The organism is Streptomyces sp. CA-179760 (assembly GCF_050937045.1).
In the GTDB taxonomy this organism is placed as follows: Bacteria; Actinomycetota; Actinomycetes; order Streptomycetales; family Streptomycetaceae; genus Streptomyces.
The window spans coordinates 1,188,576-1,202,653 of the sequence record NZ_JBNJLZ010000001.1 but is presented as its reverse complement, the minus strand read 5'-3'; the positions used below and the strand labels follow the sequence as shown (position 1 = coordinate 1,202,653).

Sequence of the window (14,078 nt, the reverse complement as noted above, 5' to 3'; positions counted from 1 at the left end):
GCCACGGCGAGATGATCCGCTCCGGCGTCGACCAGACCCTCACGATCGACCCGTGCCGCCTGCGGTTCCTCTACCAGGGGATGGACCCCGCATCGAGCGGCGAGTACTACCGGCTGCCCTGGCGGCTCGCCCTGCTGACCCAGACGAACCCCACCTGCTGAACCGCCGTACGACGTCCTGCGAGCCGCGCCCCGCAACGGAAGGAAGACGGACGTGCCTGCCACTCCCCGCACCACGACGAGGAGACCGCTGCGGTCGATCCTCCTCGCGCTTGTCGCCGCGCTGCTGCCGCTGCTCGCGGCCACGGTGCTCACCGCACCCCCGGCCGCCGCCCGCGAGGAGGCCGTGCCCGCCGCCGCACTCACCGAGGTCACGAACTTCGGTACGAACCCCAGCAATCTGCGGATGTATCTGTACGTGCCGGAGAGCGTCACACCGAACCCGGCGGTCGTGGTCGCCGTGCACTGGTGCACCGGCTCGGGCCCGGACATGTACAACGGCACCGAGTACGACACGCTGGCCGACCGGTACGGGTTCATCGTGCTCTACCCGTCTGTCACCCGCAGCAGCAAGTGCTTCGACGTCTCCTCGCCCCAGGCACTGCGCCGCGGCGGCGGCAGCGACCCCGTCGGCATCAAGTCGATGATCGACTGGGTCACCCGCACCTACGACGCCGACACCGGCCGCGTGTTCGCCACGGGCATCTCCTCCGGCGCGATGATGACGAACGTCCTGCTCGGCGACTACCCCGACGTGTTCGCGGCGGGTGCCGCCTTCTCGGGCGTCCCGTTCGCCTGCTTCGCCACCGCCGACGGCTCCGAGTGGAACAGCAACTGCTCGGGCGGCACGCTCACCCGCACCCCGAAGGAGTGGGGCGACCTGGTCCGGAACGCCTACCCCGGCTACACCGGCCCCCGTCCGAGGATGCAGACCTGGCACGGCACCCAGGACGACGTCCTGCGCTATCCCAACTTCGGAGAACAGATCAAGCAGTGGACGAACGTGCACGGTGTCAGCCAGACGCCGACCGCCACGGACACACCCCAGTCCGGCTGGACCCGTACCCGCTACGGCGGCACGGGTGACCGGCCTGCCGTGGAGGCGATCAGCCTCCAGGGCGTCGGTCACAACCTGTACGCCAACGGCATGGCCGCCCGCGTGCTCACCTTCTTCGGCCTGGACAGCTCGGGCCCGGCGCCGCAGCCCCAGCCCGGCGCCTGCAGGGTGACGTCCACCGTCAACGCCTGGAACACCGGCCTGACCGCGTCCGTGACCCTCACCAACACCGGCACGACGGCGGTCAGCGGCTGGAAACTCGGCTTCACGCTCCCCGCCGGCCAGACCGTCACGGGCGGCTGGGGCGCCACGTACGAGCCCTCGTCAGGGGCCGTCACCGCCACCAACGTCTCGTACAACGGCACGATCGCCCCGGGCGCGAGCGTCGGCATCGGCTACCAGGCGAGCCATGGCGGAAACAGCGCCGCTCCGGCCGCGTTCACGCTCAACGGGACGGCGTGCACGGCCGGGTGACGCACCGGATGCTCCGAGATCCGGGTGCCGGTCAGACCGACCGGTGGTACTGGTCGGGCACCCGGACCTCACCGCCGAGTTCCCGCGCCGCGTGCCGGGCCCACGAGGGGTTGCGCAGCAGTTCCCGGCCCAGCAGGACCGCGTCCGCCTCGCCGTTGGCCAGGATCTTCTCGGCCTGCTCGGTGTCGGTGATCAGCCCCACCGCGGCGACCGGCAGGGCCGTCTCGGCCTTCACCCGGGCGGCGAAGGGCACCTGGTAGCCGGGGCCGGTGGGGATGCGGGCGCCGGAGGCGTTGCCACCGCTGGAGACGTCCAGCAGGTCGACGCCGTGGGCCCGCAGATCGGCGGCGAAGCGGACGGTGTCGTCCACGGTCCAGCCGCCGTCCTCCAGCCAGTCGGTCGCCGAGATGCGGAAGAACAGCGGCTTGTCGTCCGGCCACACCTCCCGTACGGCGTCCACCACTTCGAGGGCGAAGCGGACGCGGTTCTCGTACGAGCCGCCGTAGGCGTCGGTGCGGTGGTTGGAGTACGGGGAGAGGAACTCGTTGATCAGGTAGCCGTGGGCGCCATGGACCTCGGCGATCTCGAAACCGGCGGCGAGGGCGCGGCGGGCGGCGGCCGCGAACTGCCCGACGATGTCCTGGATCTGGTCGACCGTCAGCTCGGCCGGTGCCGGGTGCTTCTCGTCGAACGCGAGGGGGCTCGGCGCCACGGAGTCCCACCCGTACGAGTCCGGGCCGACCGGGGCGCCGCCCCTCCAGGGCTGGTCCGTCGAGGCCTTGCGGCCCGCGTGGGCCAGCTGGACGGCCGGCACGGTGCCCTGCGCGGCGAGGAAGCGCGTGATGCGGCGGAACGCCTCCACCTGCGTGTCGTTCCAGATGCCGAGGTCGTAGGGGGAGATGCGGCCCTCCGGCGACACAGCGGTGGCCTCGACGATGATCAGACCCGTGCCGCCGGCCGCGCGGGCGGCGTAGTGCGCGAAGTGCCAGTCGTTCGGGGCGCCGGCCTCCGGGCCCTCCGGTGCCGCCGAGTACTGGCACATCGGGGGCATCCACACGCGGTTCGGGATCGTCACATCGCGCAGGGTGCAGGGCTCGAAGAGCGCGGTCACGGCGGACTCCATTCGGTACGGGGCCGGTGTCGACTCGTACGATAGGCATCGTAGTACGGCGGATGTCAAACTACGATGGTTCTCGTATCATGGAGGTCCCCTAGGAAGTGGAGTCGCCGTGACGTCCCCCGCCGTGAGCAGTCGCGTCCTGCCGCATCCCGAGCGCGACGAGATCCGGCTCGAGGACGTGCTGCACGCGCTCTCCGATCCGATGCGGTTGCGGATCGTGCGGGAACTCGCCGCGGTGAGCGGGGAGTTGTCCTGTTCGCGTTTCGATCTGCCGGTGACGAAGTCCACGACCACGCATCACTTCCGGGTGTTGCGGGAGAGCGGGGTGATCCGGCAGGTCTATCGCGGGACAGCGAAGATGAACGGGCTACGGCGGGATGATCTCGAGGGGCTGTTTCCGGGGTTGCTGGATGCGTTGCTCGACGCGGCGGGGAGGCAGGCCGGGAGGCTTGCCCGTTAAGGAACCTTGCTGTGCGCGGCGTGCAATAGGGACTGCCAGTCGGGGAGCTTGACCACTCCGCGTCCGAGTGATGCTCCCAGCTCCTGCTCCGCCCGTTCGATCGCCTGCCAGCCCGTCCATTCGACCGGGTCGATTCCCTCCGCTCGCAGGGCCGTGAGTGTGTCCTGGGGGACGTCCTTGGCGGTGAGGAGCGGGGCGTCCTCCAGGAGGGACATCGCCGTCTCCTTCGCGCAGGGGCGGTTCGTGCCGATCACACCCGTCGGGCCGCGCTTGATCCAGCCGGCCACGTACTCGCCCGGCGTGACGACGCCCTCGCGCAGGACCCGTCCGGCCAGGTTCGGTACGGTGCCGGTCTTCGGGTCGAACGGCAGCCCCTCCATCGGCACTCCGAGGTAGCCCACCGAACGCAGCACCAACTGCGCCTCGATGTCCTCGAACCGGCCCGTGCCCGTCACGCCGCCGTGCCCGTCCGGTGCCGTCCGCTCGAACCGCACCGCGCCCACGTGGCCCCGCTCGGCCAGCAGTTCGACCGGGCGGAGGAAGAAGCGCAGGTGGATCCGGTGCGGGGCGCCGGCCGGCGGGGACTCGGCCCAGCCGCGCAGCACCTCCACGTTGCGCCGCTGCGGGGCGGGCAGTGCGGACGGGTCCGTGTACCCCGGGTCCGCCGCCAGCTCCGCGGGGTCCGCGACGACGTCGGTCCCCGGCAGGGTGCCCAGCTCGCGCAGCTCCTTGGTGGTGAAACGGGCCTGGGAAGGGCCGCGCCGGCCCGCCATGTGGATCTCGGTCACCCGGCTGGCCGCGAGCGCGGTCAGGGCCGCCTGCGGCATGTCGGTCGGGCTGAGCTCGGCCAGCCCCCGGGCCAGCATCCGGGTGACGTCCACGGCGACGTTCCCCACGCCGATGACCACGGCCGATCTCGCGTCCTGCAGGAAACCGCCGTCCACGGCGTCCGGGTGGGCGCTGTACCAGGACACGAACTGCGTCGCCGACCAGCTCCCCGGCAGGTCCTCCCCGGGAATGCCCAGATGCCGGTCCGTGGCGGCGCCCACGCAGTACACCACCGCGTGGTAGAGCTCCCGCAGCCGGGCGGCAGGCACCCCGCCGGGGCCCACCTGCACCCCTCCGAGGAACTGCACCCGGTCGTGCTCCAGGACCGCGCGCAGATTGTTCTGCAGCGACTTGATCTTCTCGTGGTCGGGCGCCACGCCGTAGCGGACCAGACCGTACGGGCACGGCAGCCGGTCCAGGACGTCGACGCACACCTCGGAGTCCAGCTGGACGAGGCTCTGGGCGGCGTAGCACCCGCTCGGCCCGGAGCCTACGACGGCGACTCGCAGCACGGCGGAACTCCTTACCCGTGGGATCCCGGGGGATCTCGGGAGAGCGCTGATGTCTCCAGCATCGCACCGGCCGGGCTCCGCTGACAGGGTGCTGTGCTCCGACCGGGGCGCGTGTCGGATCTATAGCGAATGTGATCATGCGGTTACGTTCCGTGTGTGCTGGAAGCATCCTTTCTTAATCTTTCTGATCGCTCTTGGGCGGACGGCGCGGTGTCCGTGCGGCCCGCGTGGGAAGTGCGGGAGAACGAGGACGCCACGCGGTGGTTCGACGTCCGGCTCGCCTTCGCGGACGGCGCCCATGTCGACGCGCTGGCGGTCGTGGCCGGCGGATGCGTCGGTGTCGAGGAGGTGCGCGCCCGGCCCGCGCTGTCCCTCGACGACCTGGCGGTGCTCGCCGACTGGCTCGAGGATTCGCTGGCCGAGGCGTGCGGCGCCGCCGCGGGCCCGGATCCCGAGGGCTGCGCGGGCCCGGGACGCCGGGCCCGGCCGGTCTGGCCGACTGGCGTCGAGGGGCGGTGGCTGGTGGCGCAGGAGTACCGCGCGGCCCAGCAGGACGGTGCCGACCCGGTCCTCGCCGTGATGTGCGCGACCGGGCACAGCCGCCGCAAGTCACTGAGGCTGATCGGCCAGGCCAGGGACGCGGGCCTGCTGGCACCACGCCGCGCACGTCGCTGAGCGGCCCGGCCCGGGGTGCGACCAGCTTGGCCCATGGGTCTTGCCTGCGTCGATACCGGCCCAGATCGCGGCCATGTGGTGCCTCCGTGCGGTGTGTTGCTGATGCCTCCCGACGGACGACCTCGCTGTCGATTCCCTACAGAGCGATCATTCGAATTTCTGATTGGCAGCCGAGTCGTCGTGGGGCGTCGGGCGGCCGATCCGGGCAAGCCACAAGCGGCGGAAGCGTGAAAGCCACACCCGACGCCCCCGGGCGGTGGCAGGGTCAGGCTCCCTCGGGAGTGATCAGGCAGAAGGGATGACCGACGGGGTCCTCGTAGACGCGGTAACCGATCGGCTTGTCCGAACCATCCAGCAGCGTCCCACCGAGGGCAAGCACCTGGGCTTCAGCCGTATCGAGGTCCGTGACCATCACGTCGATGTGCATTTGCTGAGGACGCGCGGAATCCGTCCACCGCGGCGCGCGAAAATCGTCCACCCGCTGGAAGGCGACCACCGGGGCGCCCGCCGCGTTCTGGAGCACGACGAAGTCGCCGGTGTCCGCCTGTCGTGAGAGCGACAGCAGCCTCTCGTAGAAACCGGCGAGCTCGTCCGGGTCGGGGCAGTCGATGACAACGGTGTACAGGCGTCCGATCATCCGGCTCACTCTTCCACTGGCCCACGAGCGGGCCAAAAGGCAGGCCGGCCCAAGGTTGGAGAACAAGCTCAGAGCATGTTCCGCATCCGCGTGATCTCGCTGGTCTGCTGGGCGATCACCTCGTCGGCCATCTCCTCGACGCGGATGTTGTTGCCCTGCCCCTTCACGTCCGTGGCCATGGTGATCGCGCCCTGGTGATGGGTCGTCATCAGGGTCAGGAAGAGGTGGTCGAAGGCCTTGCCGTCGGACGCGCGGAGCTTCTGCAGTTGGGCCTCGGTCGCCATGCCGGGCATCGTCGCGTGCTCGTGCCGCCCGGCCTTCAGCGGCTTGCCGTACGACTTCAGCCAGCCCTTCATGGCCTCGATCTCGGGCTCCTGGCCGGCCGCGATGCGCTCGGCGATGCGCTTCACGTCCTTCGACTCGGCACGCTTCGGGGCGAGTCCGGTCATCACCAGAGCCTGGGCGTGGTGCTCGATCATCATGCGGGCGTAGGAGACGTCCGCCGAGTTGGGGGAGTCGTTCTCCGGGTTCTGCTCGGCGGCCTCCTCGGCGGACAGGGTGCGGTTCGCCTCGCCGGGCTCACCCGGCGCGATCACGGCGGGCCCATCGGCTGCGGCCTGCTTCCGGTCCGGGCCGGAGTCACAGCCCCCGGCCCCGAGCACGGCCAGGGCGACCAGCCCCGTCGTGACCACGGACGCACGAGACACGCGGCGGAAGAGCACAACGACCTCCTGTGACGGGCGGGTTGGGACGCACCTCGTGTTGCGGACGGCGTGCTGGCACGCTTCCGCGGGTCATTGATCGCAAAACTTCATTGCGATTCCGTTGCCCTCTGTTGGTATGTGCATGGCGAAGACGATACTGCGTGGTGCGTGAACCGTTCCGCAGTGAACGGAACCAGGGAGGAAAACAGTGATCCTGTTGAACGACCGCAGAACACGCCGTAGACGCCTGGGCGTCGTCGCGGCCGCCGGTGGACTGCTGGCCGCGCTCCTCACAGCGGCACCGGCGGGGGCCACCCCGACCCCGGGGACGCGCCGCCCGCGCCGAAGAAGGTCTCCAAGAGCGACCAGGCCGAGGTCCGTGAGGCCATCGAGAACGGCGAGATACCCGCCCAGGACGAGATCGTCCACTCCGACAACATCCAGCACCTGGCCCACGTCCCCAAGGACGTGCTCCAGGGCACGAACTCGGACCTCGCCTTCCAGGGCAGGTACGCGTTCGCGGGCAACTACGACGGCTTCCGCATCTTCGACATCAGCAACCCCAAGGCGCCGAAGACCGTCGCCCAGGTGCTGTGCCCCGGCTCGCAGAACGACATCTCCGTCTCCGGCAACCTGCTGTTCCTGTCCACCGACTCCTCGCGCAGCGACAGCAGTTGCACCAGCACCACCCAGCCGGCGACCGAGAAGTCCTCGTGGGAGGGCATGAAGGTCTTCGACATCAGCGACAAGCGCAACCCGAGGTACGTCGCCGCCGTCGAGACCGCCTGCGGCTCGCACACCCACACACTGGTGCCCGAGCGCCGCAACGTCTACGTGTACGTCTCCTCGTACTCGCCGAACGCCACGTACCCCGACTGCCAGCCGCCGCACGACGGCATCTCCGTCATCAAGGTGCCGCGCAACGCCCCCGAGAAGGCGAAGGTCGTGGGCTTCCCCGTGCTGTTCCCCGGTGAGGGGCCGGACGGCGGCGGCAACCCGGGCGGGCCCACCAACCCGGGCGTCTCCAAGACCACCGGCTGCCACGACATCACGGTGCTGCCGTCGAAGGACCTGGCCGCGGGCGCCTGCATGGGCGACGGCATCCTGTTCTCCATCAAGGATCCGGAGCAACCCAAGGTCATCGACCGCGTCCAGGACAACGTCAACTTCGCGTTCTGGCACTCGGCGACCTTCAACCAGAAGGCGAACAAGGTCGTCTTCACCGATGAGCTCGGCGGCGGCGGCGCGGCCACGTGCAACGCGGAGATCGGTCCCGACCGCGGCGCCGACGGTATCTACGACATCGTCGGCAAGGGCGACAAGCGCAAGCTGGTCTTCCGCAGCTACTTCAAGATCCCGCGCCATCAGGCGGACACCGAGAACTGCGTGGCCCACAACGGCTCGCTGATCCCGGTCAAGGGCAAGGACCTGATGGTCCAGGCCTGGTACCAGGGCGGTGTCTCCGTCTGGGACTTCACCGACTCGAGCAATCCGAAGGAGATCGCCTACTTCGACCGTGGTCCGCTGACCACGGACACGATCAAGTCGGGCGGCTCGTGGTCGGCGTATTACTACAACGGCTACATCTGGTCGAACGAGTACGCCAGGGGCTTCGACGTCCTGAAGATCGACGACCGGCGCACGGACCCGGCCCGCCGGGTCCACCTGCGCGAACTCAACGCGCAGACGCAGCCGGACTACTTCGACTGACCCTCCGGGCCGTGCCCCGGTTCGGCCCCGGTCGCGAAGAACCGTGACAGATCCCTGTCACCCGTCCCGTCGGAGGCTCCGGTCTCCGGCGGGACGCCCAGCTCCCGGTCGAGCCGGTAGCGCTCGAACAACTCGGCCCGCAGCACCGGGACCGGCATCGGCACCCCCGGCACCAGCGCCGCGTACACGGCGCCCATGAGCAGGGCGCGCAGCATCGGGTAGTCGCTGTCGACGTCCCGCGACCCGAGCCGGGCCACGGTGTCCCGCAGCAGTTCGGCGAGCCGCCGTTGCTCCGGGCAGGGCACGAAGCCCTCGGCCTGCAGCAGCCCGGCCATGTGCTGGCGCATCAGCACGGGCCGGTCCTCGGCCAGGCCCAGGATCGCGTCGATGGCCCGCGCCATCCGCTCCCGGCCGTCCTCGGTGCGCGGCTCGCGCTCCAGCGCCTCCTCCAGCGTGCGGTGCATCAGCCGGTGCACGGCGGACTGCACGAGCTGGCGCTTGCCGGGAAAGTAGTACGAGACCAGACCGCGCGCCGAACCAGCCCGGTCGGCGATGTCGCCGAGCGTGGTCGCCTCGAACCCGCGCTCGTCGACCAGCTCGACCGCCGCCTGCAGAAGCCGCTCCTTCGAACGCCTCCGCAACTCTTCATTGACCGAGGCGCTGCGCGGGGACATGCTGAAACTCCTGCGTTGACTGGCTGCCAGCCAACTATACTCGGAGCATCCGGCCGGGACCGCGCGGTCCCAGCCGGGGATGCCGTCTGCCTCGGGCGACACGGGGGATCGTCCGAGGCGGGCGAGCAGAAGCCCGGATGGTCGCCTCGGGCAGCTTGTTCCGGCGGTGCGGCCCTCAGCTCACCAGGTCCAGGACCGGCCGCAGCCCGTCCGGCCGGTCGGTCACCGGCAGATGGTCCACGAAGTGCACCCCGCAGCCCAGAGCCGTGGCACCGCCGTCCGCCCTGCGGTCGTCGCCGACCATGAGCGTCCGGCGCGGATCGGCGCCCAGTGCCTCGCATGCGGTGGCGAACAGCCGAGGGTCGGGCTTCTGGATGCCGTGCTCGTACGACAGGACGTACACGTCGATGTAGGGGTCCAGGCCGTGCGCGCGGAAGACCGGGCGCAGATCCCAGCCGATGTTGCTGACCACCCCGACCGGGATGCCCCGCTCGCGCAGCGTGCGGAGCACCTCGACGGCGTCCGGGTACGGGGCCCACGCGGCCGGGGCCATGTGGCGCTCGTAGAGCGCGTCGTGCAACGTCGGGTCGGGCAGCGCGACTTGGCGGGAGACGCCGGTGTAGGCGGCGCGGTGCAGCTCGGCACTCTGGTCCCGGATCTGCCAGGCCTCGGCCAGTTCCTCGGGCACCCGGGCGGGACCGCCACCGCCCGGCAGCGCCCCCGCGGCCTCCAGTGCCCGGGCCGCGGCGGCCACCTCCGCCTCCGCGAGCCGGATCGCGGTCCCGGCCAGGGTGCCGCGCAGCCAGGAGTCGGTGGACTCGACACGGAAGAGGGTCCCGGAGAAGTCGAACAGCACGGCGGTCATGGGGTGATCCTACGTAGGCGCGCCTCGCTCCCGAGGGTGTTCACGGATGCCGGCGCTGGTGCACCCACACCGCCAGGGCCACCACCATCGCGCCCAGCAGCCAGCCGCCCACCACGTCCGACGGCCAGTGGACGCCGAGCCAGATGCGGGTCAGCCCGACCCCGATCACCGAGATGACGGCCACGGTCAGGGCCGTACGCCACGCGGCACGGCTCACGCCGTGGCGGTGCAGGAGCCACAGGAGGAGGCCGCACACGACCGTGGCGGTCATGGCGTGGCCCGACGGATAGGCCGAATAGTGGGCCGAGTCGACCGGGTCGGGCCAGACCGGGCGGGGACGGTCCACAGCCGCCTTGAGTCCCTGCTGCAGCAGGGTGCCCAGGGTGACGGCCAGTGCCAGCCACACCGCCGTCCAGCGCGCCGCGAGCCGCACGACGAGCCAGATGACGACCGCCGCGCACAGCAGACGCATCGTCCAGGGATCCCACACCCAGTCCGTGAGGATGCGGAACGCCTGGGTGATACCGGGTTCGTCGACCGCCCAGCGGTGGGTGGTGCCGGAGATGTCTCCGTCCGTGGTGATCAACGGGCTCCATCTGACCGCGACGAGGGTCAGCAGCAGAGCCGAGCACAGGGCCAGGACACCGGCGGAACCGGCGGCGGTGCGGTGCTCGGGACGGGGCGGGGAGTCGACGGACGGGGAGTGCATGATGCGATCCTCGCCGAACCGGGGGGTCCGGATCCAGTACGGCGGCGATCTTCCGGGCCGGAGGGCACATGCTTCGGCCACTTCGAGGCCCCGGCGGCCGGGTCACGGCCGGCGGCTATCCCAGCGCGCGCAGCCCCGGTACGAACGCCAGGAGCACCGGCACCACGGGCACCAGCGCGGCCGCCGCCGTCAGCCGCAGGCGGCGTGCCGCGGTCAGCCGGTCCGGGGGAGTGAGCAAACGGCGCACCCGTGCCGGGACATGGGCCTGCGGCGCCGGGCAGGGGCCGAACACACCGCGGTGCTCGTTCAGTTCGACCAGGGCCAGGGCTGTGGTCAGACGGCCGAAGCGGCGGGAGGCCGTGTCGTCGGCGGCGAGTTCGACCAGGCGGTGCATCTCGTCGCGGAACGCGGCGAACACCGGCACCTGCGGAAAGCCGCCCGCCAGGGCGGAGGAACAGTTCAGCAGCCAGTCGTGCCGGGCCCGCGCGTGCCCCTGCTCATGGGCGAGCACGGCATCCAGCTGCCGGCCCTTCAAGCGGCGCAACGCGGCCGTGGTGACGACCAGTTGCGGCGGGCCGGGCAGCCACCAGGCGTCGGGCCGCTCGCTCTCCAGGACGACGAGTCGGCCGGACACGGCCACCTCGCCCGGCAGCAGCGGTGCCCGGACCAGCAGATCGGCGCGCCGGCTGTGGCGCCGGGCCCGCGCCCGGCCGATCTCGCGGACCAGCATCGCAGCGCTCCACAGACCCCCGCAGGCCAGCGCCACCGCCGTGGTCGCCGCCCAAGGGCCCGCCGTACCGAGGGCATAGGCCTCGACGGCGGCGCTCGGCGCCGTCGCGAAGACATGCCCGCCGACCGCGTGCCAGGCCGCCGCCGCGCTCAGCGTCATCGACAGCGCGCAGCACACGAGTACGGCCGCCACCGCGCACTGCCACGCCCACAGCGCCACCACCGGCTCACGATCCGGCCAGTCCGCGCGGGCGAGCAGCCGGGGAGCCACCACGGCGGTCAGGGCGCCGAGCAGCAGCAGTGCCGCGGGGAGCATCATGGGAGGCAGCCTATGAGCGCGGCGCCGCCCAGGGGTACGACTTGTGCCGCCGAAGTGACGCAGGCAACGGACCCGTACGGCGATCCGTGTCGTGCGACCGGGCTGTCCTGCTCACAGTGTCAGCAGCATGGTCACCATCGCGATCCCCATGGACAGCCGGCAGGCCCGCGTCAGCTCCGGCCGGCCGCCCCAGGGGGTGGACCCGCCACCGCCGGCCCCGCTTCCGGCCACGGCGGTCACCGGCACCAGCCGGACGCCGGTCAGCAGCACGTAGCCGGCGAAGTACAGCAGCAGCGCCCCCGTCAGGAGCGGAACTCCCGATCCGCCCTGACCGTGCGCGTGCGCGGGCGAGCCGGCCATGACGACGGACATGTAGACCATCGCCGCGGCTCCCGCCAGATGATGGAGATGGTGCGCCCCGGCCCGCGCCGCCCACAGTGCGTGCACCGCGGCCACCCCGAACACGAACGCGTACGCGAGCCAGGCCCACGAGGGCGGCGAGAAGGCCGCCGCCGGAACCGCCATCGCGGCCATCCCGAACCCCATCAGCGCCTCGCCGCCGCTGCGCATCCGCACCAGACAGTAGGCGCCGGTCACCGCGCAGAGCGCCACCAGCAGCCAGCCGGACGAAGCCGGTCCGTGCACGCGCACCTCCCCGCTCGACAGTCGGTCATTCGATGCCCAGGCCATGCGGCGCGCACGCGAGCGCAAGGGTGTACACGGGGAGCATTCGACGGAGCACACCAGGTGAGCCGCTATGCCATCGATATATGTTTCACGAGTAAAACACCTGCTAATCTTGTGGGAATGAACAGCGCGAACCCCACTCCCGCCTCCCCGCCCGCCCGGCGTCTTCCGCTGGCGGGCGTGCTGCGCGTCGGCCGGCCCTCCGAGATCTGGTTCAAACCCGCGCTGAGCGTGGTCGCGTCGGTCGGCCCGCCCAACCTCACCCTCCTGGCGCTCGGCCGGCTCGACCTGGCGATGTACACGATGGCCGGGTCCCTGTGCGCGCTGTACGCCCACAACCGCCCCTACGCCGCCCGGGCCGGGGCCCTGGTGTGGGTGGTGCTCGGCATGCTCGGCGGACTCGCCGTCGCCCTGGTCGCCGCCTCGCTCACCGGCAGCGCCGTCGTGCTGGTCACGGTCGGTGCCCTGCTGGCCGCCGCGCAGAAGGTGCTGTGCGACGCCACCCGTGTCGGGCCGCCGGGCAATGTCGTCCTCACGTTCGTCAGCTCCGCCTCGCTGTTCGCGCCCCAGACCCTCGACCGGGTGCCCGGCCATCTGGCGCTGGCCGCCGCGACGGGTGCCTGGGCCTGGCTGGTCTGCATGGCGCCCGCGCTGGTCCGGCCGCACGGCCCGGAACGCCGTGCCACCGCCGGTGCGCTGAGGGCCGCGGCCGCGTACGCCGACACCGGCGGCGCGGGCGAGGGGTATGCCCGGGCCCGTGCCGCGGGCTACGCCGCCGTCCAGGCCGCCTGGCAGTCGCTGCTGTCCACCGGCGCGCCCTCCCGGACCCGGCGCGGCCTCGAACGGCTCGTCATACGGGCCGAGGTCGCCCTCGCGGCGCCGGCGGAGTCGGATGCCGGCCGGCTGCGTGCGTGGGCCCGCGTGCTGCGCGGTACCGGGCCCGTTCCGCAGGCCGGTCTGCCGCGGGCGGCCGCCGACGAACTGCTCGGTGTGGACGCGGCCCGCTCCCTCTGGATGCGGCTCGGCCCGCTGACCCCGCTCGCGGTGCGCACGGCGCTCGGCTGCGCGCTCGCCGGCTACGCCTCCCTCGCCCTCGGCATCGGCCGCCCCTACTGGGCCCTGGTCACCGCCGCCTCGCTCTACCAGGCCAATATCGCCCTGACCTGGAGCCGGGCCGTCCAGCGGGTCGTCGGCAACGTCGTGGGCGTGCTCGTCTTCGCGGCCGTCGCACCGCTCGCGCATCTGGATCAGGCGGTCCTCGTGCTGTGCTGCCTCGCGTTCAGCTTCGGTGCCGAGGTGCTGATCAGCCGCAACTACTGGCTCGGCAGCGTCTGTGTGACCCCCATGGCCCTCCTCATCACCGAGTTCGCTGGATTCCAGGAGCCCGGCGAGCTGATGACGGAGCGCGTCGTGGACACCGTCGTCGGCGCCCTGGTCGGCTTCGTCGCCGCCGTGGCTGTCACCAACCGGCGCGCGGGCGACCGTGTCGAACGGGCACTGACCTCCGCCGACCAGGCCCGCGAGCAGGCCGCCCGCCTCCTGTCCGAGCCGGACCCCGACGCCTCGGCCCTGGAGTCGGCCCGCCGCGGCCTCGCCGTCGCCCTGGTCGACCTGCGGGCCACCGCCGACGCGGCGGCCGGCGAATGGTGGCAGCGCGCTCTGCCCCAGGAGCGGGTCGTGCTCGCCGAGCAGTCCGGACACCGTACGCTCGCCGCTACGGCACGACGCCAGGGGCTGCTCCCGGAGCGGGGCACAGGCACGGAGACGGAGGACGCACGGCCATGACGGCGACGGAAGGACCATCGCCCACGGGGGACGAGCCGGGAACCGGACCGCGATCGGCGGCCGGTGCCGGGCGGGCGGGGGACGGCCTGGCCGAGGGGCGTACGGCCGACCGGGCGCGGTCGGCCGGAGGGGGC

The 14,078-nt window shown here is 71.7% G+C and carries 14 protein-coding genes and 1 pseudogene; 6 read left to right on the top strand and 9 right to left on the bottom strand.

Annotated features, from left to right (window positions below):
- The first annotated feature begins 11 nt into the window (after positions 1-11).
- Together ACQEV8_RS05250 and ACQEV8_RS05245 are read left to right on the top strand one after the other, a co-directional pair.
- On the top strand, positions 12-161 hold the full coding sequence (locus ACQEV8_RS05250; protein WP_432973415.1) for a hypothetical protein: 150 nt from the start codon (positions 12-14) through the stop codon (positions 159-161).
- A gap of 52 nt (positions 162-213) precedes the next feature.
- Positions 214-1,530, top strand: coding sequence for an extracellular catalytic domain type 1 short-chain-length polyhydroxyalkanoate depolymerase (locus tag ACQEV8_RS05245; RefSeq protein WP_432957743.1), 1,317 nt, complete (start codon positions 214-216; stop codon positions 1,528-1,530).
- A 31-nt stretch (positions 1,531-1,561) separates the two neighbouring features.
- On the opposite strand, the gene ACQEV8_RS05240 is transcribed toward ACQEV8_RS05245, so the two are convergent.
- Positions 1,562-2,641: an NADH:flavin oxidoreductase/NADH oxidase gene (locus tag ACQEV8_RS05240; protein ID WP_432957740.1), complete on the bottom strand. Its 1,080-nt coding sequence runs from the start codon at positions 2,639-2,641 to the stop codon at positions 1,562-1,564.
- A 118-nt stretch (positions 2,642-2,759) separates the two neighbouring features.
- Between ACQEV8_RS05240 and ACQEV8_RS05235 the strand changes: the two genes are divergently transcribed.
- Positions 2,760-3,110 carry an ArsR/SmtB family transcription factor gene (locus ACQEV8_RS05235; RefSeq protein ID WP_432957739.1) on the top strand — a complete coding sequence of 117 codons (351 nt, stop codon included), beginning with the start codon at positions 2,760-2,762 and terminating at the stop codon, positions 3,108-3,110.
- Here the strand turns inward: ACQEV8_RS05235 and ACQEV8_RS05230 are convergent.
- Positions 3,107-4,450 carry an FAD-dependent oxidoreductase gene (locus ACQEV8_RS05230; protein ID WP_432957737.1) on the bottom strand — a complete coding sequence of 448 codons (1,344 nt, stop codon included), beginning with the start codon at positions 4,448-4,450 and terminating at the stop codon, positions 3,107-3,109. The two genes, ACQEV8_RS05235 and ACQEV8_RS05230, sit on opposite strands and share 4 nt — an antisense overlap.
- 210 nt (positions 4,451-4,660) lie before the next feature.
- Here ACQEV8_RS05230 and ACQEV8_RS05225 point away from each other — a divergent pair, with 210 nt between their 5' ends.
- Positions 4,661-5,125, top strand: a complete 465-nt coding sequence (locus ACQEV8_RS05225; protein ID WP_432957735.1) for a DUF6214 family protein — start codon at positions 4,661-4,663, stop codon at positions 5,123-5,125.
- Positions 5,126-5,390: 265 nt separating this feature from the next.
- On the opposite strand, the gene ACQEV8_RS05220 is transcribed toward ACQEV8_RS05225, so the two are convergent.
- Positions 5,391-5,762, bottom strand: a complete 372-nt coding sequence (locus tag ACQEV8_RS05220; protein WP_432957733.1) for a VOC family protein — start codon at positions 5,760-5,762, stop codon at positions 5,391-5,393.
- A gap of 68 nt (positions 5,763-5,830) precedes the next feature.
- Complete coding sequence (locus ACQEV8_RS05215) at positions 5,831-6,484, bottom strand: DUF305 domain-containing protein (protein WP_432957731.1); 654 nt, start codon at positions 6,482-6,484, stop codon at positions 5,831-5,833.
- 190 nt (positions 6,485-6,674) lie between these two features.
- Here ACQEV8_RS05215 and ACQEV8_RS05210 point away from each other — a divergent pair.
- A pseudogene (locus ACQEV8_RS05210) lies at positions 6,675-8,176 on the top strand (LVIVD repeat-containing protein).
- Here ACQEV8_RS05210 and ACQEV8_RS05205 read toward each other — a convergent pair.
- The 5 genes from ACQEV8_RS05205 to ACQEV8_RS05185 form a co-directional block, all read right to left on the bottom strand.
- Positions 8,164-8,850, bottom strand: coding sequence for a TetR/AcrR family transcriptional regulator (locus tag ACQEV8_RS05205; RefSeq protein ID WP_432957730.1), 687 nt, complete (start codon positions 8,848-8,850; stop codon positions 8,164-8,166). The pseudogene ACQEV8_RS05210 and the gene ACQEV8_RS05205 sit on opposite strands and share 13 nt — an antisense overlap.
- Before the next feature lie 175 nt (positions 8,851-9,025).
- Complete coding sequence (locus ACQEV8_RS05200) at positions 9,026-9,715, bottom strand: HAD family hydrolase (RefSeq protein WP_432957727.1); 690 nt, start codon at positions 9,713-9,715, stop codon at positions 9,026-9,028.
- Between the two features lie 40 nt (positions 9,716-9,755).
- Positions 9,756-10,424 carry a phosphatase PAP2 family protein gene (locus ACQEV8_RS05195; protein ID WP_432957725.1) on the bottom strand — a complete coding sequence of 223 codons (669 nt, stop codon included), beginning with the start codon at positions 10,422-10,424 and terminating at the stop codon, positions 9,756-9,758.
- Between the two features lie 115 nt (positions 10,425-10,539).
- Positions 10,540-11,472, bottom strand: a complete 933-nt coding sequence (locus ACQEV8_RS05190; RefSeq protein WP_432957723.1) for a M56 family metallopeptidase — start codon at positions 11,470-11,472, stop codon at positions 10,540-10,542.
- A gap of 111 nt (positions 11,473-11,583) precedes the next feature.
- Positions 11,584-12,117, bottom strand: coding sequence for a DUF5134 domain-containing protein (locus ACQEV8_RS05185; RefSeq protein WP_432957721.1), 534 nt, complete (start codon positions 12,115-12,117; stop codon positions 11,584-11,586).
- A 162-nt stretch (positions 12,118-12,279) separates the two neighbouring features.
- On the opposite strand from ACQEV8_RS05185, the gene ACQEV8_RS05180 reads away from it, so the two are divergent.
- Positions 12,280-13,944 (top strand): FUSC family protein, encoded by a 1,665-nt coding sequence (locus ACQEV8_RS05180; RefSeq protein ID WP_432957720.1) that lies wholly within the window; start codon positions 12,280-12,282, stop codon positions 13,942-13,944.
- Positions 13,945-14,078: the final 134 nt, after the last annotated feature.